This is a genomic window from Bradyrhizobium sp. th-b2, from assembly GCF_000426785.1.
In the GTDB taxonomy this organism is placed as follows: Bacteria; Pseudomonadota; Alphaproteobacteria; order Rhizobiales; family Xanthobacteraceae; genus Bradyrhizobium; species Bradyrhizobium septentrionale.
Genome location: NZ_AUGA01000014.1, coordinates 23940 through 50012, shown reverse-complemented (window position 1 = coordinate 50012; position 26073 = coordinate 23940). Strand labels below are relative to the sequence as shown.

Genomic DNA, 26073 nt, shown 5'->3' with positions numbered 1-26073 from the left:
CGGCCGGTCGAACGGCGGCACCAGCCAGTTCATTCGGCACATGCCTGAAAAACCAAGCGTGTTGTAATCGGTCAGCTCGACATTCGCGGCGCGCGCCAGCATCGCATGATGGTCGTGTGGCGGAACTTCGAAGTAATCGATCTCGTCGTTCATCAGCGCGTTGGTCGCGATCTGGAAGTCCGGCACGCTGATCCATTCGTAGCGGCCGATCTTCACGACCTTGCCGCCGGTCCCGTCAGATGGCTCGTCGCGCGAAATGTAGTCGGGATTCTTCTCGTAGGCGGCCTTGACGCCAGGCTGGAATTCCGCCGTCACGAAGCGGAATGGCCCGGAGCCGAGATGATCCGTGATGGCCGGGTCGGCGGGCGTTGCGGCAATCCGCGCCGGCACGATGAAGGGCACGTTGGCGGTTGGCTTGCCGAGCGCCGCCAGTACGAAGCCGCAGGGCTCCTTCAGCACCATGCGGAATGTCCGCTCGTCGGCGGCCTTCAGTTCGGCGATGAATTCGAACAGCTTTTGGCCCATCGTGTCGCGCCTCGCCCAGCGCTGCAGTGAGGGGATCACGTCGGCCGACGTCACGGCGCTGCCGTCATGGAATTTGAGGCCGGGGCGCAGACGGAACGTGTAGGTCAGATTGTCTGCCGAGACCTCCCAGGCCTCGACCATCTGCGGCTGGATCTCGAATTTCGAGTTGGTCGAGAACAGCGTGTCGTAGATCATGTAGCCGTGGTTGCGCGCCGTCCACGCGGTCGTCATGATCGGATCGGTGGCGCGCAGCGGCGCGTGCATCACCGCAGTAATGGTCTTCGAGCTGGCCCGCGCGATGCGCGGCATCGCAATGCCGAGGCTCGCGCCGGCGCCGATCTGCAAGAGGGTGCGCCGGTTGATCGATGGTCCCATGATGTCCCCCTGTCGCAAACCTGTCAGGCCTGGCCGCTGAGCCTGGCTGCGATCGCGCGGTAGCCGCGCATCCACATGTGATCGAGATCGAGAGGAGACGCGCGCGATCACGGTTTCATTGACCGGATCGATGTAGATCCACTGGCCGTGGATGCCGACTGCGGCAAACGGGGCTTCGCGCCGGTCGAGCGTGTACCACTTGTTGCGGTAGTTGCCGTTTGGAAACACCTTTGTCAGGTCGCCGCGCGACCACGCCTCGGCATTGCCGTTGTGCCTGATGTCGTCGATCCACCAGCTAGGCACGACCTGTCGGCCGTTACTGATGCCGTGATTGCGCATCATCTCGCCGAAGCGCGCAAGATCGCGCAGAGTCGCGCAGACGCCGCCGGCGACGCGCGCCGCGCCGCGGGAATCGACCGTGATGTAGGCGTCGTGCTCGGCGCCCATCGGCTGCCACAGATAGTGCGAAAGGATTTTCGCATAGGACAGGCCGCAGGCGCGCTCATAGACCCAGCCGAGCACGTCGGTGTTGGTCGAGACGTAGTGGAAGGTCTGGCCGTGCGGCGTGCCGTTCGGCCGCAGCGTGCGCAGATAGTCGCGCAGGTTGCTCGGCGGAATGGCCGGATCCGGCGGCTCCCAGCCGGTCGAGCGGCGGTAATTGATGACGTCGCCGTCGCGCGCCATGTAGTCCTCGTCGAAGCGGATGCCGACGCTCATGTCGAGCAGATGCCGCACCGTGCAGCCGTCGCCATAGACCGATCCCTCCATCTCCGGGATGTAGCGCGTCACCGGCGAGTCGGGGTCGAGCTTGCCGCGGTCGGCCAGGATGCCGCCAAGTGTGCCGGCGACCGACTTGCTGACCGAAAAGATCAAATGCGGGGTGTCGGGCGTCAGGCCGTGGGCATACCATTCGAAGGCGATCTCGCCGCGATGCGACACCACGATGCCGTCGGTGTGGCTCGCGCGCAGCGCCTGGCCGACGCCGACCGTCTCGCCGCGCGGGTTTGCGAAGCTGACGTCGTCGAGATGGCGCGGCGCAAAGGAGAGCGGCGCCAGTGCGGAGGCGCGCGCGATGTTCGCGGTCGGCAAGAGCTCGCGCACGTTGCGGAACGCCCATTCGCTGTAGGGATGCTGACGCCAATTGGCCAGCGTGACTTGTTCGTCGGCCGCCGCGGGGAAGGCGGCCATGATGCGACGTGAATTCATTCTTGATCCAGCAATGCCATTGGAAGTTTCACGAAAGTTCCGCATGCGCCGCGCCGCTCGCAATCAACCGGATGGTGGAGGTGGCCGCCGGGTTACCCCGGTGTAACCGTTTCAAGGATGTGCGTGGCGCGGGCTTGGCCCGCAAATTGCTTGACTAAGCCCTGCGTCTGTCCCAGCGTGCCGAGCACGCGACGCGCAGACGTCCGCCATCGGGAAACATCGGGAGGTAGGTCATGATCGCGCTTCTGGGCCGACCGGATCCGGCGACCACGCAGGCCATTCAGTTCGCGCGCGGCATTCTCGAGGGGTCCGCGACCGCCTTCTACGAGGTCGACGGCAACCTGACCCTCAACCGCTTCGTGCTCAGCAGCAACGTACCGCCGAGCTTTCACGACCGGTACCTTGCCGGCATGAACCGGCTCGATCCGCTGCATCCGCGTTCCGCGAGCAATCGGCCGATTGCGCGGCTGAGCACAGCCCTCGACCAATGCGCCACCCAGGAGGCGGCGACCTACCGCGCCTTCGCCGGCCAATGCGGCGTCGCCGACATGATCGAATTCTTCTTCCGCCGCAACGACCGGATCGTGGCCGGAATGAGCGTGCTCTGGGCGCCGGGCTGCGCCATTCCGGACGGCAGCATGCACATCGCGGAGAAGATCCACGACTATCTCGAGTTCAACCTGACCAGCCGGCTGTCGTCGAATGCCGACGAGCCGCCGCGCTACGGACTGACCTCGCGCGAGATGGAGGTCGTCGAGCTGTTGTGTTGCGGCCGGACCAACCGCGAGATCGGCGAGTGCCTGAGCATTGGTCTTGCGACGGTGAAGACGCACCTGATCCACATCTTCGAGAAGCTCGGCGTCGAGACGCGCTCGGCCGTCGTCGCGCTGATGTCGCGGCCGCACTGAGGCGGGCTGTGACGGTCGCGGTCGCGTTTCGAATTGGGCGCGGAGTCCGGCATGTTCAGTATGGCGGGATGAAATTCGCATCGAGCTGTTCCAGAGCAACGCTGCCTGTCGTTGACATTTGGTGGCGCCCCGTCCGCCGTCGTCCCGGCGCAGGCCGGGACCCATACGCCGCAGCGGGTGTTGTGAACGGGTCTCGTCGTTCGAGCGGTGCATAACGATCGGCATTTGTGGTTATGGGTCCCGGCCTGCGCCGGGACGACGCTGAGTTCGTGGCGCCGCTTGTGAGACAAACTTCCGCATTCTCGCGACATGATTTGTCCGAGCTTTGCTCTTCGTTCCGCCCTCTCTTGAAGAGGGCGCAGGGAAAGCCGGGTGCCGATCGCACCCATGGGCCCCGAGCAAAAGGTAGAAAGCTCGGGGGTAGGACCACAGGTGTAACCGGAGCAATCCGGCTTTCCCTGCGCGATGGCTTACGGCTTATTTCGTGCTCTCCCCGGCGAGACTTGGCTTGTTTGTCACCGCCTTCGCAAGACGCAATTGCGTCTTACAAGGGGACACCGGCCACTAGGGCGTCAGGACCACACGACTTCACCGTCCGCTTCGCGTGCTCTCGTCAGCTCCACGCTCGGCGTCCACCGCATCTCACACCGCGTTCGTGACGATCGCGAAGCGCCCCTCGATCGGGTGAGACGGGCAAATCTATACACTGCGTTGGGTCTGCCGATAAACCGAAATATTTTCGAATGCGGTGATTGACCGGTTTTGCTGAGTTGCCCGTCGTGTCGAATTGGCAACACCGGTTGCCATCATGAAGCGCGTCGTAGAATGGGTAGAGCGCAGCGAAACCCATCATCTCACCGCGCCGATAAAAGGGATGGACAAGTCGCTCCGCCCATTCGATCAGCTGACTTGTCCGTCGCAAGCGGCAAGCATGCAACGGCGGGTCGGCCTCGTCCGCGTCACCCGATCCACCGTACGGTTGATTGCTGCACCCGCCCGCGCAGGCCGAAAGTTTCCGAAGGACCGGTGTCGTTTTCGACAATGTTGGCGAGCGGCTGCCGCTCGTAGCGTCAGAGGATTCGACATGCGTGATTTCATGGCCATCGGTCGCTCGGTGGCGGTTGCCGAGCGTGGCATGGCCGCAACCTCGCACCCGCAGGCGACGCTTGCCGCGGTCGAGATGCTGAAGGCCGGCGGCAACGCCGTCGATGCCGCGGTCGCTGCGGTGGCAGTGCAGGGCGTGGTCGAGCCGCAGATGACCGGCATCGGCGGCGATTGCTTTGCGCTGTATTCGCCTGGGGATGGCGAGCCGATCGCGCTGAACGGCTCGGGCCGCACGCCTGCTGGTACCGATGCAGAGAAATTTGCCACGGGCGGTGCGCGCGACATTCCGCCGACCGCGCCGGAGGCGGTGACGATACCTGGCGCGATCGATGCATGGTGCCGGCTGGTCGCCGACCACGGCAGCAGGTCACTGGAAGAAATCTTCCGGCCGGCGATCACAGCCGCCGAGCAGGGCTTTTGCGTGACGCCGCGCGTCGCCGAGGACTGGCGCCGCTTCCGGGCCCGGATCGAGATCGACGCCAATGCGGCGGCGCAGTTTCTTCCCGGCGGTAGGGCACCGGAGGTTGGCGACATCCGTACGCAACCGGCGCTCGGCCTTACCCTGCGCCGGATCGCGCAACACGGACGCGACGCCTTCTACGCGTGCGAGGCCGCCGACGAGATGGCCGGCATCTTGCGCAGGCTCGGCGGGGCGCACAGCACTGCGGATTTTGTTGCACAGACCTCGGACTATGTGCGCCCGATCTCGGCGCGCTATCACGATCACGACGTGGTCGAGTGTCCGCCGAACGGGCAGGGGCTCGCGGCGCTGATGATCCTGCGGACGCTCGCGGGCTTCGACGTCACAGCACTGGCGCAGGCCGATTGCATCCATCTGCTCGCTGAAGCCACCAAGGCCGCCTACCGGGCGCGCGACGCCTTCTTCTGCGACCCCGCCGTCAGCAACGTCGATCCGGCTGCATTTCTTGCTGAAGATTACATCGGGGCGATCCGCAGCAAGATCGACATGCGCCATGCCTCGGCGCCGGCCACCTGGGATGACATCGAGCACCGCGACACCGTCTATGTCACGGTGGTCGACCGCGATCTCAACGCCATCTCGCTGATCAACTCGCTGTTCTATCCATTCGGCAGCGGCATCTACGCGCCGAAGTCGGGCGTCCTGCTGCACAACCGCGGCTGGAGCTTTCGCGCCAAACCCGGACACCTCAATTCGCTCGCGCCGCGCAAGCGGCCGATGCACACGATCATCCCCGGCCTGCTCCGCAAGGACGGCAAGACCGTGATGTCGTTCGGCGTGATGGGCGGGCATTACCAGGCGGCGGGCCATGCCAATCTGCTGTTGAACATTTTTGACATGAAGATGGACATCCAGGCGGCGGCCGAGGCGCCGCGCTCCTTTGCCTTCGACGGCGTGCTGTCGCTCGAGACAACGATATCGCCTGCGATCCGCGACGAGCTGCGCGCCCGCGGCCACGATGCGCGTTTCTCCGAGGAGCCGATCGGCGGCTGCCAGGCGATCCGCATCGACCATGCCAGGGGCGTTCTGTTCGGTGCCTCCGACCACCGCAAGGACGGGCTGGCGCTGGGCTATTGAGAGGCTGTGAGGCTTTTCACAGCCGTCATTGCGAGGAGCGATAGCGACGAAGCAATCCATTTCTCCGCTTGCGGAGCGATGGATTGCTTCGCTTCGCTCGCAATGACGTGGATGGAACGATGCGTCCCATGACCGTCATCCTGCGCCGGGCCGCGTGCCCGCATTGCGGCAGGCGACGGAGCATCCACCGGACGGTGGATTGTTCCAGACGCCGACATGCCGAACCTTTGGCCATCATGCCGGCGTCGTGCGCGGTTCAGCCCTCTGCACCGCGCGGCGAAAGGCTGATCGCTCCAGGCTTTCCCAACCGAGAAGTTGATCCGTATGAGCAGGACATTCGCCGACACGGTCTTCCGCAACGGCCGGATTTACACGTCGAACCGCCAGCAGCCTTGGGCGACGTGCGCGGCGGTCAGGGCTGGCCGGTTCATTGCCGTGGGCGAGGAACGCGATGTCGCGGCGCTGGTCGGCGAGGGGACCGCGACGGTCGATCTCCGCGGCCGGATGGCGATGCCGGGAATCATCGACATCCACAATCACATCATGATGGGCGGGCACGCCGATCTCTACGAGCTGCGCTTCTCCTCCGCCGACAGCATTCCAAGGATCGCCGAGACCTTGCACAAGGCGGCGTCGGCGGCGGCGCCGGGCGCCTGGATCGTCGGCGGCCAGTTCGGCAACAATCTGCTGAACGAGATGAACACCGCGGAGTCCTGCGCGCTGCTGGATGCGGCATGCCTCGGGCATCCCGTCGTGCTGCGTGACGACAGCTATCACAATCGCTGGGCGAGCTCCGCGGCGCTGCGGCTTGCCGGCGTGCAGGCCGATTCCCCCAACCCGACCGACGGCGAGATCGGCCGTGACCTCAAGAGCGGGACGCTCACCGGGATCATGATCGAGGCCGCCTCGGGCCTGGTGGAGCGGGCGCTCGCCGCCTCCGGGCACTACACCGCCGAGATGGACCGCGCGGCGGTGGCGCGCTCGATCGGGGTTCTCAACACCTATGGCGTCACCGCCTTCATCGACGCCGCCAGCATGCAGCCGATCATGGCGGCGCTGAAGGGGCTCGACGACCGCGGCGAGCTCACCGCCTGGGCGGTCTGCGCGATGCCGGTGGTCGAGCCGGGCTTCATGTTCGGCAAGGCCGGCGAGGAGCTGTTTGCGCTGCGCGAACAATATCGCGGCGCGCATGTGAAGCCGGACTACGTGAAGGTGTTCCTCGACGGCGTGCCCGGTGCCAAGACTGCCGCCTTCCACGAGCCTTATGTGGCCGATCCTGTACGCGGCTGCTGCTTCCGTGGATCGACCATGCTGACGGTGCCGGACCTGATCCGCTGGCTCGGGCGCTGCGAGAAGCTGGGGCTCGCCGCAAAGATCCACTGCGCTGGCGATGCCGCGGTGACGCAGGCGCTCGATGCCATCGACGTCGTGCGCAGCTTCAACGGGGCGACCCATCTGGTGCACCAGATCGCGCATGCGAGCTACATCGCGCCCGACGACATCCCGCGCTTCGCCGAGCTCGGCGTCGCCGCCGATCTGTCGCCGATCATCTGGTATCCGACTATCTTCCTCGAGGCGCACAAGGCCGCGATGGGCGAGGAGCGTGCGCAGCGCTTCTGGCCGAACAAGGATTTGAAGCAGGCCGGGGCGCTGATGGCCGGCGGCTCGGACTGGCCGGTGATCCCGATCCCCGATCCCTGGCAGGGCATCGAAGGCATGGTGACCCGGCAGAATCCGACTGGGGATTTTCCCGGCAAGTCGCTGTGGGCCGAGCAGGCGCTCGATCTCGCCACCGTGATCGACATCTACACCATCGACGCCGCGCGCGCGGCCGGGCTCGGCCAGTCGATCGGCTCGATCGAGGTGGGCAAATCCGCCGACCTGATCGTGCTCGACCAGATGATCTTCGACATCCCGCCGGACCAGCTCGCCGATACGCGGGTCGAGATGACCGTCTTCGAGGGCCGCAAGGTCTATGAGCGGGGTGCGTGATGATTGCTGTGGATCAAATCCCGGTCACGGTGCTGACCGGCTTCCTCGGCAGCGGCAAGACCACGGTGCTGAACCATTTGCTGCGCCAGCCGGAGCTCAATGGCGTCGTCGCCATCATCAACGAGTTCGGCGAGGTGGCGCTCGATCATCTGCTGGTCGAGAGCAGCGAGGATCGCCTGGCGCTGCTCGACAATGGCTGCATCTGCTGTTCGGTGCGCGAGGATCTGATCGAGACGCTGGCCGATCTCGCTGCCCGCCGCGCCGCCGGCACCATCCCGTCGTTCCACCGCGTGCTGGTCGAGACCACCGGGCTCGCCGATCCCGTGCCCGTGTTGCACACGCTGATGACGGCGCCAGATGTCATTGGCCACTACCGGATCGACGGGGTGGTCGCGACCATCGATGCGGTCAATGGCGCGCACACGCTCGGGTCGCACAGCGAGGCCGTCAGGCAGATCGCGGTTGCCGACCGGCTGCTGGTCACCAAGACCGATCTCGCTGCCGATGATGCGCTGGCGCGGCTCGATGCGCTGATCGCGGCGATCAACCCGGTAGCGGCGCGCCATTGCGTCCGGAACGGGATGGTCGATCCGGCAAGAGCCCTCGATGCCGGGCTGTTCGATCCGTCGGCCCGGTCGGCCGATGTCGTGCGCTGGTTCGATCTGGCCTCGCAGGCGGCGAACGCGCCGCGCGACCATGCCGATCACCTTTGCGACGGCGATGAATGCGGCCACCATAGCCACCACGCGCACGATGCAGGCGTGTCGTCCTACAGCCTTGTTATCGACGAGCCGATCCAGCGCGACGCGTTCGCGCGCTGGCTCGATTACGTCGCGGCGCTCAAAGGCGAGGACCTGCTGCGCTTCAAGGCGATCGTGCATGTCGCCGAACAGCCCGATGCGCCTGTTGTGGTGCATGGCGTGCAGCACGTCTTCCATCCGCCGATCACGCTTGCTGGCTGGCCATCAACGGACCGGCGCTCGCGGCTGGTCTTCATCGTGCACGGCATCCCGCGCCAGATCATCGAAAACACATTGTGCAAATTCGCATCCGTGAGCCGCGCGGCGATCCAGCGATCGGCGGCCTAGAGCATGATCCGGAAAAGTGTGAAGCGGTTTTTCGAAAAGATCATGCTCAAAGAAAGCCCGCTTGCTTCAGAGTTTGTTTCAGGGAGAGGGACATGACCGAGAATTCAAAGACGAACTCGTCCGGCCGGCTCAACCGGCGGACACTGTTGAAGGCGGCCGGCGCCACCGGACTTGCCTCCGCCATGAACGTGCCGCTGGTCAACATCGCGCGCGCCGCGAGCAATACGATCAAGATCGGGTGGGTCGGATGCCTGTCCGGCGTCCGCGCGCCATTTGCAGAGCCCGACACCTGGATCCACGAGCGGATCAAGGCGCGCGTCAAGGACGGCCTGAAGATCGGCGGCAAGACCTACCAGATCGAATTCGTGTTCAAGGACAACCAGTCCGATCCGAACCGCTCGTCGGTGGTCGCGAGCGAGCTGGTGCTGCGCGAAAAATGCGACCTCATCCTGGTCGAGGACGGCGACGCCCAGGCGCCGGTGCAGGAGCTGTCGGACGCCCGGTCGATCCCGTCGATCTCGACCATGGTGCCGTGGCAGGGCTGGATGTTCCCGCGCAAGTCGACGCCGGACAAGGGCTTCCCCTACAGCTTCCATTTCTTCTGGGGCGCTGACGACGTCGTCAAGAATTTCCTCGGCATGTGGCAATCGGTCGACACCAACAAGAAGGTCGGCACGCTCTATATCGACAATCCGGCCGGACAGGCGTTCTCCGATCCGAAGGTCGGATTGCCCGGCGGCATCGCGCAGGCCGGCTATCAGGAATTCTCTGCCGGCAAATTCCAGATCGCGACCGACGACTTCACCAATCAGGTCTCGGCGTTCAAGAACAACGGCGTCGATATCGTCTCCGGCTTCACCTACGGCAATCACTGGGTGACGCTGTGGAATCAGGCGGCCCAGGCCGGCTTCAAGCCGCAGATCTGCACGGTGGCGGCGGCATTTTTGTTCCCGAGCGCGGTGAATGCGCTCGGCGATCGCGGCGACGGCATGTCGACCGAAGTGTGGTGGACGCCGGCCTATCCGTTCAAGTCGTCGCTGACCGGGCAGAGCGCCGGCGATCTCGCCGCGGAGTGGGAGAAGACCACCGGCAAGCAATGGACCCAGCCGATCGGTTACGCCCACGCGCTCTGGGAGGTCGCGCTGGCGGCGCTGCAGAACAGCGATCCCAAGGACAAGAACTCGCTGCGCGATGCGATCGCCGGCCTCGACATGGAAACCGTGGTCGGCCGGGTGAAGTTCAAGGACAGCCCGATCAAGAGCGTCGCGGTGACGTCGCTGTCGGGCGGGCAATGGCGCAAGACCAAGGGCGGCAAGTCGAAATACGAGCTCCTGATCGTGCACAACGGCACGGCGCCGTTCATCCCGAAGCAGGCCGATCTCGCGCTGCTCTCCAAGCTGGCCTGAGATGGCACCGCTTCTGCGCGTCAACGGGCTCTGCAAGCGCTTTGGCGAGATCGTGGTCGCCGACGGCGTCAGCTTCGAGTTGGCGCGCGGCGAATGCCTCGGCGTGATCGGCCCGAACGGCGCCGGCAAGAGCTCGCTGCTGAACCTGATCGTCGGCCTGCTTGCGGCCGACGGCGGCTCAATCATGCTCGACGGCGCTGACATCACCGGCCTGCCGCCGCACCAGAGGGCGCGGATGGGGCTCGGGCGGGCGTTCCAGATCCCGCAGCCGTTTCCGCATCTGTCGGTCTATGAGAACGCGCTGGTGGCTGCGTCCTATGGCGCCGGCCTCACCGGCGACGCAGCCTGCGACCGGACGATGCAGGTGTTGCAGCGGACCGGGCTCGACGCCAAGGCGGACAAGCTTGCGGGCGCGCTGCCGCTGATCGACCGCAAGCGGCTGGAATTTGCCAAGGCGCTGGCCTCGAAGCCGAAGCTGATCCTGCTCGACGAGATCGCGGCCGGGCTGACCGAGCCCGAGGTCGAGCGTCTTGTCGCGATCATCCAGTCGGTCAAAACAGATCATGCCATGATCTGGATCGAGCACATTCCGCACGCGTTGCGCGCGGTCTCAGATCGCATCCTGGTGCTTGATTTCGGCCGCAAGGTGCTGGAGGGACCGCCGGCTGACGTCATGGACAGCGCGGTGGTGCGCGAGATCTACATGGGATTGAAGGCCGATGGCGTTGCTTGACGTGAACGGCCTGCAGATCTTCTACGGCGATCTCCAGGCTGTGTTCGACATGAATTTCACCGTCGCCGACGGCGAGGCGGTGGCGCTGGTCGGCGCCAACGGCGCGGGCAAATCGACGTTCCTGAAAGCGCTGGTCGGGCTCAACGAAGAGCGCAAGGGCACGGTGCATTTCGACGGCGCCGATATCTCGCAGATGCCGGCCGAGGACGTCTCGCGGCTCGGGCTCATCATGGTGCCCGAGGGCCGGCTGCTGTTCGACTCGCTGACCATCGAGGAGAACCTCCTGATGGGCACGGTGAACCGGCGCAAGGGCAGCTGGACCTTGCGGCGGGTGTTCGACCTGTTCCCGATCCTCGAGGAGCGGCGGCGGATGTTTCCCGACCAGCTCTCCGGCGGCCAGCAGCAGATGGCCGCGATCGGCCGCGCGCTGATGTCGAACCCGCGGCTGCTGTTGTGCGACGAGATTTCGCTCGGGCTCGCGCCTGTGATGGTCGAGCAGATCTATCGTTCCTTTGCCGACATTCGCCGCGAGGGCACCGCCGTGGTGCTGGTCGAGCAGGACGTCAATCGCGCGCTGGCGGCGTCGGAACGGATCTATTGCCTGTTGAAGGGGCGGGTGTCGCTGACCGGCCCGGCGCAGGGGTTGCAGCCTGAGCAGCTGACGCATGCCTATTTCGGCAACTAGAAGATTGATGCGACATGATCTGGGTTGAGACATTGATCAATGGAGCCCTGTTGGGCGGGCTCTACGCGCTGCTCGGGATCGGCCTCGCGCTGGTGTTCGGCGTCATGCGCGTCGTCAACATCGCGCATGGCGAGTTCATGGTGCTGAGCGCGTTCTGCGCCGTGCTGCTGGCCAATCTGTTTCCGCAGGTCTCGCCGCTGTTGATGCTGATCCCGGTGATCGCGCTGTCGTTCGGCGTCGGATGGCTCTACCAGGCCGTCATCGTCAACCGGGTCGTGACCTCGCCCGATCCGCTCTCGCCGTTGCTGCTGACGTTCGGCGTGTCGGTGATCCTGCGCAATGTGATGGTCGAAATGTTCGGCGCCGACGTGCGCAGCCTCCAGGTCGGCGAACTCTCCCGCGCCAGCCTCGAGATTGCGGGCCTCAATATCGGCATCATGCCGCTGCTGACGCTGGTGCTGGCCGCATTGCTGTTCATGGCGTTGCAGCTCGTGCTGCGCCATACCGAGTTCGGGCGGATCGTGCGCGCGACCGCCGACCGCCGCGACATCGTCCGGCTGTCCGGCGTGAGGCCCGACCGGGTCTATAATTATGTGATGGGGCTGTCGCTGGCGCTCGGCGCGATCGGCGGCGTGCTGCTCGCGGTGCGCTCGAGTTTCACGCCGTTCTCGGGCGCCGAGCGGCTGTTGATCGCGTTCGAGGTCGTGGTGCTCGGCGGGCTCGGCTCGTTCTGGGGCGCGCTGCTTGGCGGCATCGCGCTCGGCATGGCGCAATTGATCGGGTTGAAGATCGATCCGAATGCGGGGCTGCTATACGCGCATTTGCTGTTCTTTATCATGCTGCTGATCCGGCCGTCGGGCCTGGTGTCGAGCAGGGTGTGACGCCGATGCCGACACGGACCATTCTGCTGGCCAGCGCCGTCGTTCTGATCGCGGTGATCGTGGGTGCGCCCTTCGTGCTGAACGAGGGTTTTCTGCGGCTCGCGACCGAGTGCCTGCTGCTGCTGACCATGGCGCAGATGTGGAACCTGCTGGCGGGCTATGCCGGGCTGGTGTCGCTCGGCCACCAGGTGTTCATCGCCTTCGGCGCCTATGCGCTGTTCCTGACCTCAGGCTGGCTCGGGGTCACGCCGGTCTGGGTCCTGCCGGTGGCGCCGCTGGTGGCCGCCGCCGTCGCCGCGGTCATCGCGTTTCCGCTGTTCCGGCTGCGCGACGCCTATTTCTCGATCGCGATGTGGGTGTTCGCGGAGATCATCGGCGCCTTTACGATGAAATCGCAGGCGGTCGGCGGCACCTCGGGGCTGCCGCTCGCCACCAGCAAGCTGATCGATTTCGACTGGTTCGAGCCGACCATGTTCTGGCTCGCGGGCGGCCTGACGCTTCTGACCATCGCGGCGCTGTACAAATTGATGACCTCGAGCTTCGGGCTCGGGCTGATGAGCGTGCGCGACAATGATCTCGCCGCGATGAGCGTCGGCGTCGACGTACGCCACAACCGCTTCGTCGCCTTCGTGCTGTCGGCGGCGGGATGCGGGCTCGCCGGCGCGCTCAGCTTCATGGGCAACCTGTACATCGCGCCGCTTGCGGCGTTCGACGTCAACTGGTCGGTCTACATGATGTTCATCGTGATCATCGGCGGTATCGGAACCCTGGAAGGCCCGATCCTGGGCGTCATCATCTTCTTCGGCCTGCGCGAACTGATGACCGGGCCGCTCGGCCTGTCCGGTGGCTGGTATCTGGTTGGGCTCGGCATCATCGCCGTTGTTGTGATGATGGTGGCCCCGCGCGGCATCTGGCCGGTCCTGCGCGACCGCTTCGGCATGCGGTTGCTGGACGTGCACCGCACCTCGCCGCGCCCCGCCGGGGCCGCGATCGAGCAGGGGCCGTCGGAGCAGGTGGCCGGATAAGGCTTCACGCCGTCGCCGTTGCTTGTATTCTGACGGCTCCAGTTTTGAGGAGAGGGCGCAATGGCGCTGATATCGCGGGTTGGCGGATGGGCATTGGCCGGTCTGGTTGCGGTGACGCTGGCGGCGCCGCCGCCGTCGCGGGCCGAGCGCCGGATGTGGCCGCAGGTCGCGGCCATGCACCCGATGGACGGTCTTACAACGGACGAGATCCGCTCGATCTCCGACATCCTCCGCGGTGCCGGCAAGTTCGACGAGACCGCGCGGGTCGTCTCGATGACGATCGACGAGGATCCCAAGGACGAGGTGCGGGCGTGGCGGCCCGGACAGCCGTTCGCGCGCCGCGCCGTCGCGACGCTGCTGAGCGGGGGGCATCTCTATGAAGCGCACATCGATCTCGCCGCGCGGAGCCTGGCCGGCTGGGACGAGATCAGGGATCATGAGGCCGCGCTGACGATCGACGAGCTGATGTCGGCCGGCGATCTGCCCAAGCAGGATCCGCGCTGGATCGCCGCGATGGCCAAGCGCGGCATCACCGATTTCCGCAACGTGCTGTGCCTGCCGCTGACGGTCGGTCCGGTGACCGATCCCGCGATGAAAGGCCGCCGCCTGCTCAACGTTCCCTGCGTCGATACGTCGGGCGCCGCCAACAATCTCTGGGGCAAGCCGATCGAGAACCTGTTCGCCCAGGTCGATCTCAAGAGCAAGACCGTGCTGTCGGTGACCGATCTCGGCGTGGTGCCGCCACCGCCGCAGACGCCATCGCACACCTATGCCGAATCGGGAAAATACCGCAAACCGCCGAAGCCGATCGAAATCACCGCGCCCCAGGGCAGCAACGTGAAAGTCGAGAGCGGCCAGGTGCGCTGGGACAACTGGTCGTTCCATGTCCGGCTCGAGCCGCGCGTGGGCGCGGTGCTGTCGCTGATCCGCTACGACGACCACGGCACCTTGCGCGACATCGCGTACCAGATCTCGGCCAGCGAGATGTTCGTGCCTTACATGGATCCGGCCGAGACCTGGTCGTTCCGCGCCTATATGGATATCGGCGAATACGGTTTCGGCGTGCTCTCCAGCGAATTGCAGCCCGGTGCCGACTGCCCCGAAGGCGCGCATTTCCTCGACCTGACGATCTCGGACACCAAGGGCATGCCCGTGGTCTCCAAGGGCGCGGTCTGCATCTTCGAGCGCCCGACCGGCGATCCGATCTGGCGCCACAGCGAGTTGATCAACAACACCGCCGAGGTACGGCCGAACAACGAGCTGGTGGTGCGGATGGCGCCGGTGGTCGGGAACTACGATTATCTCGTGGATTATGTGTTCGACCGCGCCGGCAACATCGACGTGAGGCTCGGCGCCTACGGCATCGATGCGACCAAAGGCGTGGCGAGCCGGACGCTGAGCGACCCGACGGCCGCGCAGGATACCGCCTACGGAACGCTGGTTGACGAGCGCTTGCTTGCGGTCAATCACGATCATTACATGACGTTCCGGATCGACATGGATGTCGACGGCACCGGCAACCGCCTGGTGGAGGATCGCTTCAACGTCCGGCGGCTGGAGCAGGGCCAGCGCAAGAGCCTCTGGCAGGTCGAAACAAAACCGGTGGCGACCGAAGGCCCGATCACGATGCCGTTGAATGCGGCGCAGTTCAGGGTCGAGAGCACGGGCAAGACCAACAAACAGGGATATCGCACCAGCTATCAGCTGATGCCCGGGCATTCCGACGTCTCGCTGCTCGCCAAGGACGATCCGATCCAGCTGCGTGCAGGCTTCAGCGCCTACACGCTGTGGACCTCGGCCTATGCCAAGGACGAGCGCTACGCGGCGGGCATGTATCCCAACGGGAACGCCGAGGTCGATGGCCTGCCGAAATGGACGGCGGCGAAGCGGCCGATCGAGGATCGCGACCTCGTGCTGTGGTACACGGTCGGCTTCCGCCACGTGCCGCGCGCCGAGGATTGGCCCGTGATGCCCGGCCTGTGGCACGGCTTCCGGTTGCGTCCATTCAACTTCTTCGATCGCAATCCGGCGCTCGACGTGCCGCCGGCGGTCGAGGCCAAGGGAACGAAATGAGCGGGCGCGTGCATCGCATCGCTGCGGTTGCCGGCGCGCTGCTGGCGTTGCTGGCGGCACAACCGGCCGCACGCGGTGCGGCGGCCGAAAGCAGCGCTGACGATGCGTCCTTACTCTATCTGAGCAGCAGCGACTGGGAACAGCAATCCGCACCGCGCAAGGTCGCGCTCGCGGCCGACTTCATGCGGATCTTCTGCACCGACCAGAGGATGTCGGCGGCATCGCTGGCCGACTGCCTTGATCGCAACGCGGCGGATGGCGCGGTGTTCGAGCGCGCCATGGCCTGTGTCAGTGCGCGATGATACTTACCCGAAATCGGTCTGGGCTCGGGCTCTTCACCTCTCCCCAACAGGGAGGGGGATAGTGATAGCGCAAATTTAGGCCAGTTTTGACCAAGCCGCCATTGCGTGACAATTCGGATATTCGCAATTTAATCAGGTGCGCTTTCAAGGTGAAGTGGACAAGAGCTGGCAGGTGAAACCGGATGAATCGGTTGAAGATGGACCATCGCGTCCAACCTCAACGCTTGGTGTCTGCTGCTAGGGACAGACCGGACTTCCTCACGGCGTGGCCCAATCGACGCAAATGACACGGACCGGTTAGTAGTCGGTCGTAAGTCTCTCCAGGATCGACCCAACGAAATACCGTGCCAAGCGATTGGCGTAACGTTGCTCCATCGGAAATCGGATGGGACCTATTACTGCCGCGGCTTTGTCCCACTTCCAAGAATGGCAGGCATGGGGACCTGGAAGCGGTCCCCCTTTCGGAATAGCTGATCCATTCCTTCAGCGACGGCGGCGTTGATTGCCGAGAGAGCTGCGCTGTCTTGTGCAAGCAAAAGGGCCCTTATCCTTACTCCTCCCTGCAACACCAGATTGACCAATCCGGTCGCAGTTTTCAGCAGCAGCGTCTGAACCACAGTAGTTGCAGCGACATCGGAGAAGTCCGCTTGCGCAAGCGCGGCCTTCATATCCTCCGGATCGCCGAACTGGAAGAAATCGGGCCCGTGCGGCAGGGGAACGTCAACACGTCCGTGAACTTTCACCGTCCCCAAGAGAAGGCCGAAGCCATTGGCTGGTGAGGGTCGTTCCCAAACGCTGATCGCCACGCGGCCGCCGGGACGAAGAACTCGACGCATTTCCGCCAAAGCGCGGTCCGGTTCGGGCACATGGAGGATGCCGTAGCCGCAAACGACGGCATCGAATGCATTATCGGGATATGGCAGATCTTGCGCGTCCCCTTGGCGGCAATCCATCGACGGAACGTTCCGACGGGCAGCGGCAACCATGGCGTCCGAGAAGTCGACAGCGGATACCTTCGCGCCGCGCTCGGTGGCAGCCAGGGCCAAGACGCCGTGTCCCGTGCAGACATCGAGCACGTCACATCCGCCAATGACCCCAGCTGCATCGAGCGTGACATCAACCGACTGGGCGGTCAGCGGACCAAAGCCAGCTTCGTAACCCTCGGACACCGTGTTCCATCCGGTTCGCTCAAAGTCTCGAAAGGCGTCCGGCTGCTTCGATACCTGAATTGGCATATCCCGCCCCCCATCTTCGTGGCGAATGACCGTTCCTGGCCCATTTCGACGAAATCCGGCGCTCTGCATATGTCCGCTCATCGAGGGTGGCCGGAAGTGGCTGGCATACGCCCAGACCGACGCAAATGACCCTGAGTCGACATTGGTTGGCGAGGCGCGGAGTAACGCAGTGCAATCCATCTAATGGAAAGAAGGCCGCAGGCAATATGTCCGGCGGCCTCTGCGCTTAACGCGTTCGTTAGGCAGCGCCCCGACTAGAGATCGATGCCAACAGCGATGTTACGGCCCTGTAGTTCGGCAATCTTCATCCCCTCGGCCTGCACCTGCGCGAACTCCGGGTCCTTTGCCACGGCCTCCTGCACCTTGCCGTAAACTTCCCAACTGGAGTAGCGCGTCGTAACCAGTAACTCTCCCGCCCACGCGCCAGTGTGGAAACGGGACAGCCGAAGAAATTCAGCACCGTGTTTTTCGAAGATTTTCTTCGCCCGCCTAACAATCTGGGTCATCTCGTCAGGCTTGTCGGTTTTAAAACGAGTAAATTGCACGATCGGCATGGACTACCTCCATAGTAATGTAAAATGACCAAGAGGCATGTATCGAGCGACCTTTGGGGAGCAAACCTCAACGCAATCTCGATAAAGGTTTGTCTTCATCGATTGATTTTGGTTCAGGTTCGCAAGCGACAGCGACACTGCCGTATCTCGGAGGATGGGCTCGCATGCGACGGATTGAAGCTGCGGGTAATGGGTGCAGCCGTCCTTGCGGAAGCAATGCATCCCAATCGTATCACACGCGGTCTCAGCCGGCAGCCGAGAGGCCGGCGTCGATCCCTTCGGCGATCCGCCTCACGTCCGCTGTGGTGAGGATCAGGGGCGGCGACAGGATGAGGTTGTTGCCGGAGACGCGCAGCATCACGCCGGCCTCGTAGGCGCTGTCGGCGACCTTCGCCATTGTCTTCTTGTCCGCGGGCTTCTTGCTGTCGCTATCGGCCACCAGCTCGAGCGCGGCCATCAGGCCCTTGCCTCTGACGTCGCCGACCAGCGGATGTTTGGCCTTGAGCGCTGCAAGCGCCCGTGCAAGGTCCTCGCCGCGCGCGGCGGCATTCTCGTCGAGTCTGAGACGGCGGGTCTCGGCCAGTGCCGCAAGGCCCGCGGCGCAGCCGACCGGATGGCCCGAATAGGTGTAGCCATGGCCGATCGAGCCGAATGTAGTGGTGTCGGCCTCGAAGGTCTCCGCGATCTGCTCGCCGATCAAGGTCGCGCCGAGCGGGAAATAGCCTGAAGTGATCGCCTTGGCCATCGTCATCATGTCAGGCTTCACGCCCCACAGTCGCGAGCCCGACCACGCGCCGGTACGCCCGAAGCCGGTGACGACCTCGTCCGCGATCATCAGGATGCCGTGACGGTCGCAGATCTCGCGCGCCAGCTTCATGAAGCTGTCCGGCGGCACGATCACGCCGCCGGCGCCGAGCACCGGCTCCATGATGAAGGCGGCGATGGTGTCGGCGCCCTGGAATGCGATCTCCTCCTCCATCGCCGCCGCACAGAGCTGCGCGAGTTTGGCAGGATCGGTCTCGTTGAAGGGATTGCGGTAGGTCGACGGCGCGGGAATGTGGAACACGCCCGGCAGCATCGGCTCATAGTTGCGGCGGAAATTGGCATTGCCGTTGACGGAGGCGCCGCCGAAATGGGTGCCGTGATAGCCCTTCTTCAGTGCCAGGAACTTGGTGCGGTCGGCCTGGCCCTTGATCTTCCAGTACTGCCGCGCAAGCCGCAGCGCCGTCTCGACCGAGTCCGATCCACCCGAGGTGAAGAAGGCGCGGACCATGCCCTCCGGTTTGAACCATTCGGTGAGCTCGTAGGCGAGCTCGATCGCGGGACCGCTCGAGGTGCCGCGGAAGCCCGAATAATACGGCAGGGCGCTGAGTTGGTCTGATATCGCCTGCTTGATCGGATCGCAGCTGTAGCCGAGATTGACGTTCCACAGGCCGCCGACCGCATCGATCACGGTCTTGCCGTCGATATCGGTGACCTCGACGCCTTCGCCCTTCATCACGATCCGCGGCGGCTGCGTCCGCATCTCGGCGGGATGGGCCATCGGGTGCCAGATCGGCTTGGCGTTGTTCTCAACCAGGAAGTTTCTGTCGCGCATGATCGCTCTCTGTCCGGCTAGAGCCTTTTTCGTTCCGATGGAATCGGAACGGGGCTCCAGATTCTAGTCTTGACGCGTTTTCTTCACGCGAACCGGTACCCCACTTCGCTCGAAGACGCTTTACTCGAATTGCAGCCCGAAATGCCGCAGCGCCTCGCTGTAGGACGCGGCGGGGCTGCGCACGTCGAACAGCACGGTGCGCATGTTGCACGCGGCGGCGCCCGTGATGTTGCGGCGCTGGTCGTCGACGAAAACGCAATCTTCTGCCGCTAGCGCCAATTCGTCCAGCACGCTTTGGTAGGCGCGCGGGTCGGGTTTCAGGATCCCGGTATGGGTGGCGTCGACGATGGTGTCGAAGCGCTCGAGGATGGAAAGACGGCTGCGAAAATCCTCGCCGTAGAACAGGTCGAGCTCGTTCGAGAGGATGGCGAGCCGGAATCCGGCGCCGGCGGCGATGTCGATCGCACGCGCCGCCTCGGTGCGGATCACGGTGTCGGGATCGGCGCCGCGCGCACGTTTCACGAAGGTTTCCATGTCGCGCCAGTCTTCACCGAGCATGCGGCCGACCTCGCGGCTGCGGGTCAGCCAGTAGTCGCGTTCCGAAATCTCGCCATGCTGCATGGACGTCCAGAGCGGATCGCTGTCGGGCGCGAATGGTCCGAGCCATTTCAGCGTGCAGGGTGCGAGCCCGAGCGCACGCTCGGTCAGGTCATGGGTCTCGAACAGGGTTTTTGAGATCACACCGCCGAAGTCGAGCACCAGCGCCTGGGCGAGCGGCCGGCTCATGCGGCAACCGTGGTGCGGCCGGGTGGGACAATGCCGGCCGCGACCCAGCGGTCGAAGATGCCGAGCACGGTTTCATTGAACGCCGCGCTGTTGATGTGGTCCTTGATCTCGTGCAGCTCGACCGGTGCCGCGACCGCCGAGCGCATCGCATCGACAAAGGCGGCGAGGGCATCCGGATCGTGCAAGGCTTCGCCTTCGCGGTCCCATTGCTGGATGCCGCCGGCCGGCAACACGAAGGCAACCGGTGCGCTGGCGCGGGACAGCTTTTCGGCAATCGCCTGTGCGATGCGGCGGCGATCGGCGGACCCCGACGTCGCCGACGCGAGCAGCCGGTTGTGGGCGTGGAACGGACGATCCGACAGTTCGTCCGGGACGCCAAGCCATGCCGGGAAATCCACCATGTCGATCGCCCCTGGTGCGACGATCTGCGGAATGCCGGCTCTGCCCGCGTTCTCCAGCCTGTCAGCCCCGGAATTGACCACCGAGCCGGTCAGCTGGTTGGCGACCTCCTGCAGACTGAGGTCCAGCACCGCGGCGAAGCCGCGCTGCGCGGCGATCGATTCCATGGCGCGGCCGCCCATGCCGGTGGTGTGGAACACGACCACCTCATAGCCGCGCCGTTCGAGCTGCGGCTTGAGCTCGACCATGTAGCGCAGGCAGCTCTTGCCAAGCGATGTGATCGCAACGACCGGCCGGTCCCGGCGCGGTCTGATCGCGCTTTTCGCCGCGCCGACGATCGCGCCGCAGGCTTGCGACAGCACGGCGGTGCAGGTGCCGTTGAGGCCGTAGAGGCCGCCGGCCCACAGGATCATCATGAGATCGGCGGCGACGCGCTCGGGCGGGATCAGATGCGAGAAGGCGACGGTCGAGACGATCAGTTTCGGCAGGCCGAGCGGCAGCGCCTGCGCGACGTCGAGCGCAAGGTCGGTTCCCATCGTGCCGCCGATTGCGATCACGCCGTCGATGGCGTCGCGGTCTGCGAGCTCGCGGGCCAGATTGGCGGCGCCGACCGCCATCAGGGACATCGCGGAGTTCTCGTCGCCGCTGGAGGCGATCGCCGCGATCGTGGTCTCTGCGGCGGCGGCCACCGCATGCTTGTTATGCGCCACCTGGTACGGCGGATCGCCGAGCACGCTGATGTCCATCATGATGGTTCGGCCACCGGCACGCGCGATGCACTCGCTCATGAACAGCAGTTCGTCGGCCTTGGTGTCTCCAGTACCGATCAGGAGAATGCGGGGCTGCGTAATCTCGGACATGGACCTTCGGCTCGCCGGCAGGCGGTAGGGAGGGTGACAACCGGTTTGCATAGCGCAGGCGGAGCGCTCGGCCATCGTGCGATCACGCTATGGGGACGGCGCCTGCCGTGACATCCACCTATCGGTTGATTGCTGGCAAAGCCTTGATTTGGCGAGGATTGCGTCATGTGAGCAGGTCCGCCGAGGGGCCGCTCCGGTCACCACAAATGAGTAGCATGCAGCAAGCCCAGATCGATCGACTACGGTCGGCCGCCATTCCGGCCCAGCACCTCTTTATCGGCGGCCGGCCGATGCCGGCGCTCAGCGAGGCACGGCTCGATGTCGTGTCGCCGATCGATGGCCAGATGCTGACCACGATCGCCGATGGCGATCCAGCCGATATCGACCGCGCGGTGAAACGCGCCCGGGATGCGTTCGAGCAGGGAGCATGGTCGCGCGCGGCGCCGGCGCAACGCAAGAAAGTGCTGCTGCGCTTCGCCGATCTGATCGAGCAGCACGCGCTCGAGATCGCGGTGCTCGGCGTGCGCGACAACGGTACCGAGATCGGCATGGCCTACAAGGCCGAACCGCTGTCGGCGGCCGGCACCATCCGCTACTACGCCGAGGCGATCGACAAGGTCTATGGCGAGATCGCGCCGACCTCTGCTGACGTCCTCGGGCTGGTGCATCGCGAGCCGCTCGGCGTCGTCGGTGTGATCGTGCCGTGGAATTTCCCGCTGATGATCGGGGCGTGGAAGATCGGCCCGGCGCTCGCCGCCGGAAACTCGGTCGTGGTCAAGCCGCCGGAGCTTGCATCGCTCACGCTGTTGCGGCTTGCCGAGCTCGCGACGGAGGCGGGGTTGCCGGACGGCGTGCTGAACATCGTCACCGGCCGCGGCGCATCGGCCGGCGAGGCGCTCGCGCTGCATATGGATGTCGATGTGCTCGCCTTCACTGGCTCAGGGCCGGTCGGCCGCCGCCTGCTGGAATGCTCGGCGCGCTCGAACCTGAAGCGGGTCCATCTCGAGCTTGGTGGCAAGTCGCCCAACATTGTCTTTGCCGATGTGCCCGACATCAAGCATGCGGCCAAGGTCTCGGCGAACGGCATCTTCCGCAACTCGGGCCAGGTCTGCGTGGCCGGCTCGCGGCTGCTGGTGCAGTCCTCGATCTACGATCGTTTCATGGACGAGCTGCTCGCCGCCACCACGAAGCTCAGGGTCGGCAATCCCCTCGAACTGACCTCGGATATCGGTGCTGTCGCGAGCAAGGTGCAGTTGCGCAAGAACCTGGATGCCGTTGCCCGCGCGGAACAGCAGGGCGCGAAGCGGCTGATTGGCGGCGAGCAGATCCGCGCCGAGAGCGGCGGCAACTTCATGGCGCCTGCGATCCTTGCCGAGGTGACGCCGTCGATGGAGGTCTGGCGCGAGGAGGTGTTCGGTCCGGTGCTATCGGTCACGCGGTTCGACGGCGAGGACGATGCCATCACGCTCGCCAATGCGACGCCCTATGGGCTGGCGTCGGCGGTGTGGACCGGCGCGCTATCAACGGCGCATCGCATGGTGCGCGCCATCAAGGCCGGCGTCGTGCATGTCAACACCTATGGCGGCGCCGACATCACGGTGCCGCTCGGCGGCTTCAAGCAATCCGGCTTCGGACGTGACAAGTCGCTGCACGCGCTCGACGCCTATGCCGACCTCAAGACCGCCTGGATCGCGCTATGACAACTGCAACTACTGAGCGCAGCGGCGTTCTGAACCGATTGCTCGATGCCGAGCAGGAGCGCTTCCGGGCGCTGCATCCGCGATCGGCGGCGGCCTGGCAGCAAGGCAGGCAACACTATCTCTATGGTGGCCCGTCGCACTGGATGCGGCGCTGGGCCGGCGGTTTTCCTGTTTATGCCGACGAGGCGCAGGGCGCGCATGTCAGGGACATCGACGGCCGCGACTACGTCGATTTCTGCCTCGGCGACACCGGCGGCATGTGCGGGCACGCGCCGGAGGCGGTGACCGAGGCCGCGCTGGCTCAGCTCAAGCGTGGCGCAACCATGATGCTGCCGACCGAGGACAGCCTCTGGGTCGGAGAGGAGCTGTCGCGCCGCTTCGGTCCGAAATACTGGACATTGACGACGTCGGCGACCGACGCCAACCGTGCCGCGATCCGCATCGCCCGCATGATCACCGGCCGGCGCAAGGTGCTGGTGTTCTCCGGCTGCTACCATGGTGGCGTCGAAGAGGCGCATGTCGAGATCCGCAACGGCCGCGTCGGCTTGCGCAACATGATCCACCCCAACGGCATCGATCATGACGCCGTGAGCCGGGTCGTCGAGTTCAACGATGTCGCTGCGCTGGAGGCGGCGCTTGCGCAAGGCGATATCGCCTGCGTGCTGACCGAGCCGCTGATGACGAATTTCGGCATGATCCCGGTCGATCCTGGTTTTCACAGCGCATTGCGCGACCTGACCCGCCGCGCCGGCACCATCCTGATCATCGACGAGACGCACACGCTGTCCTGCGGACCGGGCGGCTATACCGAGAGCCACGGGCTCGAGCCCGACATCTTCGTCGCCGGCAAGGCGATCGCGGGGGGCATCCCCGCCGGCGTGTTCGGTCTTAGCCAGGACATCGCCGAACGCCTCTGGAAGATTGTCCCGCACGTCAATCCGCGCGAGCGGCAGTCCGCGCATCTTGGATTCGGCGGCACGCTCGCCGGCAACGCGCTGACGGTTGCGACCATGCGCGCGGTGCTGGAGAAGGTGCTGACGCCTGCGAATTACGAGCGGATGATCGGAACTGCGACCTGGCTTGCGCAGGAAGCCCGCGGGCTGATCGAGGCCGCCGGTCTGCTCTGGCACGTCACCCAGATCGGCGCGCGCGCCGAGATCATGTTCATGCCGCGGCCGCCGCGCAGCGGCGCCGACGTCATTGCAGGTCGGCAGCCCGATCTCGAGACCTTGCTGCATGCGTTCTACATGAACGAAGGCATTCTGGTCACGCCGTTCCACACCATGCTGCTGATGTGTCCGGCGACGTCGGCGCGGGATGTCGACAGGCACACGGCGGCCTTCGCGCGGTTCATCGATCTGCTGCGAGGCACGGGAGCAATCTGATGCAGGCGCTTCCCTTCAATCTCGACGGCCGGGTCGCCATCGTCACCGGTGGCGGCCGCGGGATCGGCGCCGCCATCGTGACGCGGCTCGCGCAGGCCGGTGCGACCGTGGTGATCGCCAACCGGACGATTGAGGTGGCCGAGGCGCTGGCGCGCGAGCTGGCGGCTGCTGGACGGGCGGCGCATTGCGTCCCGTTCGACAGGCTCGACCGGGTTAGCTTGCGCACAATGGTCGACGGCGTCGCGGCCCAGTATGGCCGGCTCGACATCGTCGTGCACAATGCCGGCGGCTGTCCGTGGGCCTCGCTTGAGGAGCTCGATGAAGCGAAGCTCGACGAGACGCTGGCGCTGAATCTGAACGCCAGCATCTGGCTCGCGCAGGCCGCGATTCCGCATATGCGCGCGATCGGATTCGGGCGCATCCTCGTCACATCGTCGGTGTCGGCGCGCGTCGCGATGGGCGGCGGTGCGCATTACTCGGCGGCGAAGGCCGGCGTCAACGCGTTCACCCGCGGTGCTGCGTTCGAGCTGGCGCGCGACGGCATCACGGTCAATGGCGTCGAGGCCGGCTTCATCGAAAAGCCGGGCCGCGGCACCATGAGCGCGCCGGAGAACAAGGCGAAGCTCGAACGCTTCATTCCGATGGGACACATGGGCAGTGCCGACGACATCGCGTGCGCGATGCTCTATCTCGCTTCCGCTGAGGCCAAATATGTCACCGGGCAGACCATCGTCGTCGACGGCGGCTCGACGCTGCCGGAGACCGGATTTGCCGTCGAGCGGCAGTGGGGACTCTAGATGAGCATGATCTTTTCGGAAAACCGGCTTCCACTTTCCCGGATCATGCTCTGATGCCGCGGCTGGAAGGAAAGACGGCGCTGGTGACCGGCGCGGCCACGGGGATCGGCCGGGCCACGGCGGCGCTGCTGGCGTTGAGCGGCGCGCGCGTCGTGTTGTTCGGCCTCGGCGACGCCGAGCTTAAGGCCGCTGCGGCCGAGTGCGGAGGGCAGGCGATCCATGGCGACGTCACCCGGCCGGACGACATTGCCAGGGCCGTCGCCGCCTGCGGCGCGTGGCTCGACATCGTCGTCAATGCCGCGGGCCTGATCGTGCCGGATCAGCCCGCAAGCGTCTCCGACGAGGTCTGGGCCAGGACGCTCGACGTCAACCTCACGGGGACCATGCGGGTCTGTCGCGCATCGCTGCCGCTGCTCCGGCAGCGCGGCGGAGCGATCGTCAACATCGCCTCCGTTGCCGCGTTCAATGCCAGCCCGGATAGCGCAAGTTACGCTGCCAGCAAGGCGGCTGTCGTCGCCTATACGCGCTCGCTGGCCTACGCGCACGGCGCCGACGGCATCCGCGCCAATGCCGTGGCGCCGGGCTGGGTGCGGACGCCGATGAGCGCCTATGAGATGCAGCTGCTTGCGGACCAGAACGGCACCACCGCCGATGCCGAGTTCCGCGGCGTCGAACGGCGCATCGCGCTGGGGCGGATGGCCGAGCCCGCCGAGATCGCCGCGTGCTGCCTGTTCCTCGCCTCCGACGAGGCGTCGTTCGTGACCGGGGCGGTGCTGGTCGCCGATGGCGGCGGCCGCTCGCCGACGCAGAACCGCGCAGTCTAGAACATCGCGCGGCTTGTCGCGGGCAGGCGGCACCTTGCTATGAATCGGCGGATTTGGCAGTCTCGCGCCGTCACG

General features: G+C 65.3%; 20 protein-coding genes and 1 pseudogene. 15 read left to right on the top strand and 6 right to left on the bottom strand.

Features of this window, described 5'->3' with window-relative positions:
* Positions 1-6: 6 nt before the first annotated feature.
* A pseudogene (locus K359_RS64445) lies at positions 7-2088 on the bottom strand (ABC transporter substrate-binding protein); the annotation flags it as partial.
* Positions 2089-2339: 251 nt separating this feature from the next.
* Between K359_RS64445 and K359_RS0118040 the strand changes: the two are divergent.
* The 11 genes from K359_RS0118040 (at position 2340) to K359_RS0117990 (ending at position 15861) form a co-directional block, all read left to right on the top strand.
* The gene (locus tag K359_RS0118040) at positions 2340-3014 is read left to right on the top strand and encodes a LuxR C-terminal-related transcriptional regulator (protein WP_029080606.1); all 675 of its coding nucleotides are present in this window, start codon (positions 2340-2342) and stop codon (positions 3012-3014) included.
* A gap of 1084 nt (positions 3015-4098) precedes the next feature.
* Entirely contained in the window at positions 4099-5676 is a 1578-nt protein-coding gene (locus tag K359_RS0118035; RefSeq protein ID WP_029080605.1) for a gamma-glutamyltransferase family protein, read from the top strand.
* A gap of 324 nt (positions 5677-6000) precedes the next feature.
* Positions 6001-7668: an amidohydrolase gene (locus tag K359_RS0118030; RefSeq protein ID WP_029080604.1), complete on the top strand. Its 1668-nt coding sequence runs from the start codon at positions 6001-6003 to the stop codon at positions 7666-7668.
* Complete coding sequence (locus K359_RS0118025) at positions 7668-8756, top strand: GTP-binding protein (protein WP_029080603.1); 1089 nt, start codon at positions 7668-7670, stop codon at positions 8754-8756. Before K359_RS0118030 ends, K359_RS0118025 begins: the two co-directional genes overlap by 1 nt.
* A 92-nt stretch (positions 8757-8848) precedes the next feature.
* The gene (locus tag K359_RS0118020; RefSeq protein ID WP_035976736.1) at positions 8849-10162 is read left to right on the top strand and encodes an ABC transporter substrate-binding protein; all 1314 of its coding nucleotides are present in this window, start codon (positions 8849-8851) and stop codon (positions 10160-10162) included.
* Position 10163: 1 nt separating this feature from the next.
* Positions 10164-10895 carry an ABC transporter ATP-binding protein gene (locus K359_RS0118015; protein ID WP_029080601.1) on the top strand — a complete coding sequence of 244 codons (732 nt, stop codon included), beginning with the start codon at positions 10164-10166 and terminating at the stop codon, positions 10893-10895.
* Entirely contained in the window at positions 10882-11580 is a 699-nt protein-coding gene (locus K359_RS0118010; RefSeq protein WP_029080600.1) for an ABC transporter ATP-binding protein, read from the top strand. The genes K359_RS0118015 and K359_RS0118010 overlap by 14 nt, the downstream gene beginning before the upstream one ends.
* Positions 11581-11594: 14 nt before the next feature.
* Complete coding sequence (locus tag K359_RS0118005) at positions 11595-12461, top strand: branched-chain amino acid ABC transporter permease (RefSeq protein WP_029080599.1); 867 nt, start codon at positions 11595-11597, stop codon at positions 12459-12461.
* A 5-nt stretch (positions 12462-12466) separates the two neighbouring features.
* Positions 12467-13486: a branched-chain amino acid ABC transporter permease gene (locus K359_RS0118000; RefSeq protein ID WP_035976751.1), complete on the top strand. Its 1020-nt coding sequence runs from the start codon at positions 12467-12469 to the stop codon at positions 13484-13486.
* A gap of 60 nt (positions 13487-13546) precedes the next feature.
* The gene (locus K359_RS52285) at positions 13547-15559 is read left to right on the top strand and encodes a hypothetical protein (RefSeq protein ID WP_051346186.1); all 2013 of its coding nucleotides are present in this window, start codon (positions 13547-13549) and stop codon (positions 15557-15559) included.
* Complete coding sequence (locus K359_RS0117990; protein WP_029080597.1) at positions 15556-15861, top strand: hypothetical protein; 306 nt, start codon at positions 15556-15558, stop codon at positions 15859-15861. The genes K359_RS52285 and K359_RS0117990 overlap by 4 nt, the downstream gene beginning before the upstream one ends.
* Positions 15862-16256: 395 nt before the next feature.
* Here the strand turns inward: K359_RS0117990 and K359_RS0117985 are convergent, their stop codons facing one another.
* From K359_RS0117985 to K359_RS0117965, 5 genes are all read right to left on the bottom strand, one after another.
* Positions 16257-17096 (bottom strand): class I SAM-dependent methyltransferase, encoded by an 840-nt coding sequence (locus K359_RS0117985; RefSeq protein ID WP_029080596.1) that lies wholly within the window; start codon positions 17094-17096, stop codon positions 16257-16259.
* A 254-nt stretch (positions 17097-17350) separates the two neighbouring features.
* Positions 17351-17650, bottom strand: coding sequence for a hypothetical protein (locus K359_RS0117980; protein ID WP_029080595.1), 300 nt, complete (start codon positions 17648-17650; stop codon positions 17351-17353).
* Positions 17651-17894: 244 nt separating this feature from the next.
* A complete protein-coding gene (locus K359_RS0117975) occupies positions 17895-19247 on the bottom strand; it encodes an aminotransferase class III-fold pyridoxal phosphate-dependent enzyme (RefSeq protein ID WP_029080594.1) in 1353 nt (450 codons plus the stop codon).
* A 120-nt stretch (positions 19248-19367) separates the two neighbouring features.
* Complete coding sequence (locus K359_RS0117970) at positions 19368-20033, bottom strand: HAD family hydrolase (protein ID WP_029080593.1); 666 nt, start codon at positions 20031-20033, stop codon at positions 19368-19370.
* Positions 20030-21292, bottom strand: coding sequence for a Tm-1-like ATP-binding domain-containing protein (locus K359_RS0117965; protein ID WP_029080592.1), 1263 nt, complete (start codon positions 21290-21292; stop codon positions 20030-20032). The genes K359_RS0117970 and K359_RS0117965 overlap by 4 nt, the downstream gene beginning before the upstream one ends.
* Positions 21293-21507: 215 nt before the next feature.
* On the opposite strand from K359_RS0117965, the gene K359_RS0117960 reads away from it, so the two are divergent.
* The 4 genes from K359_RS0117960 to K359_RS0117945 are packed head-to-tail and all read left to right on the top strand — an operon-like array spanning position 21508 to position 25998.
* Complete coding sequence (locus tag K359_RS0117960) at positions 21508-22992, top strand: aldehyde dehydrogenase (RefSeq protein WP_084518434.1); 1485 nt, start codon at positions 21508-21510, stop codon at positions 22990-22992.
* Positions 22989-24377, top strand: coding sequence for a transaminase (locus K359_RS0117955; protein WP_029080590.1), 1389 nt, complete (start codon positions 22989-22991; stop codon positions 24375-24377). The genes K359_RS0117960 and K359_RS0117955 overlap by 4 nt, the downstream gene beginning before the upstream one ends.
* Positions 24377-25174 (top strand): SDR family oxidoreductase, encoded by a 798-nt coding sequence (locus tag K359_RS0117950; RefSeq protein WP_029080589.1) that lies wholly within the window; start codon positions 24377-24379, stop codon positions 25172-25174. Before K359_RS0117955 ends, K359_RS0117950 begins: the two co-directional genes overlap by 1 nt.
* A gap of 53 nt (positions 25175-25227) precedes the next feature.
* Positions 25228-25998, top strand: a complete 771-nt coding sequence (locus K359_RS0117945) for an SDR family NAD(P)-dependent oxidoreductase (RefSeq protein ID WP_029080588.1) — start codon at positions 25228-25230, stop codon at positions 25996-25998.
* Positions 25999-26073: the final 75 nt, after the last annotated feature.

Bases quoted from the DNA above. Each gene is read 5' to 3' on its own strand.
- K359_RS0118040 (WP_029080606.1), top strand. From the start codon at position 2,340: ATGATCGCGCTTCTGGGCCGACCGGATCCGGCGACCACGCAGGCCATT.
- K359_RS0118035 (WP_029080605.1), top strand. From the start codon at position 4,099: ATGCGTGATTTCATGGCCATCGGTCGCTCGGTGGCGGTTGCCGAGCGT.
- K359_RS0118030 (WP_029080604.1), top strand. From the start codon at position 6,001: ATGAGCAGGACATTCGCCGACACGGTCTTCCGCAACGGCCGGATTTAC.
- K359_RS0118025 (WP_029080603.1), top strand. From the start codon at position 7,668: ATGATTGCTGTGGATCAAATCCCGGTCACGGTGCTGACCGGCTTCCTC.
- K359_RS0118020 (WP_035976736.1), top strand. From the start codon at position 8,849: ATGACCGAGAATTCAAAGACGAACTCGTCCGGCCGGCTCAACCGGCGG.
- K359_RS0118015 (WP_029080601.1), top strand. From the start codon at position 10,164: ATGGCACCGCTTCTGCGCGTCAACGGGCTCTGCAAGCGCTTTGGCGAG.
- K359_RS0118010 (WP_029080600.1), top strand. From the start codon at position 10,882: ATGGCGTTGCTTGACGTGAACGGCCTGCAGATCTTCTACGGCGATCTC.
- K359_RS0118005 (WP_029080599.1), top strand. From the start codon at position 11,595: ATGATCTGGGTTGAGACATTGATCAATGGAGCCCTGTTGGGCGGGCTC.
- K359_RS0118000 (WP_035976751.1), top strand. From the start codon at position 12,467: ATGCCGACACGGACCATTCTGCTGGCCAGCGCCGTCGTTCTGATCGCG.
- K359_RS52285 (WP_051346186.1), top strand. From the start codon at position 13,547: ATGGCGCTGATATCGCGGGTTGGCGGATGGGCATTGGCCGGTCTGGTT.
- K359_RS0117990 (WP_029080597.1), top strand. From the start codon at position 15,556: ATGAGCGGGCGCGTGCATCGCATCGCTGCGGTTGCCGGCGCGCTGCTG.
- K359_RS0117985 (WP_029080596.1), bottom strand. From the start codon at position 17,096: ATGCCAATTCAGGTATCGAAGCAGCCGGACGCCTTTCGAGACTTTGAG.
- K359_RS0117980 (WP_029080595.1), bottom strand. From the start codon at position 17,650: ATGCCGATCGTGCAATTTACTCGTTTTAAAACCGACAAGCCTGACGAG.
- K359_RS0117975 (WP_029080594.1), bottom strand. From the start codon at position 19,247: ATGCGCGACAGAAACTTCCTGGTTGAGAACAACGCCAAGCCGATCTGG.
- K359_RS0117970 (WP_029080593.1), bottom strand. From the start codon at position 20,033: ATGAGCCGGCCGCTCGCCCAGGCGCTGGTGCTCGACTTCGGCGGTGTG.
- K359_RS0117965 (WP_029080592.1), bottom strand. From the start codon at position 21,292: ATGTCCGAGATTACGCAGCCCCGCATTCTCCTGATCGGTACTGGAGAC.
- K359_RS0117960 (WP_084518434.1), top strand. From the start codon at position 21,508: ATGCAGCAAGCCCAGATCGATCGACTACGGTCGGCCGCCATTCCGGCC.
- K359_RS0117955 (WP_029080590.1), top strand. From the start codon at position 22,989: ATGACAACTGCAACTACTGAGCGCAGCGGCGTTCTGAACCGATTGCTC.
- K359_RS0117950 (WP_029080589.1), top strand. From the start codon at position 24,377: ATGCAGGCGCTTCCCTTCAATCTCGACGGCCGGGTCGCCATCGTCACC.
- K359_RS0117945 (WP_029080588.1), top strand. From the start codon at position 25,228: ATGCCGCGGCTGGAAGGAAAGACGGCGCTGGTGACCGGCGCGGCCACG.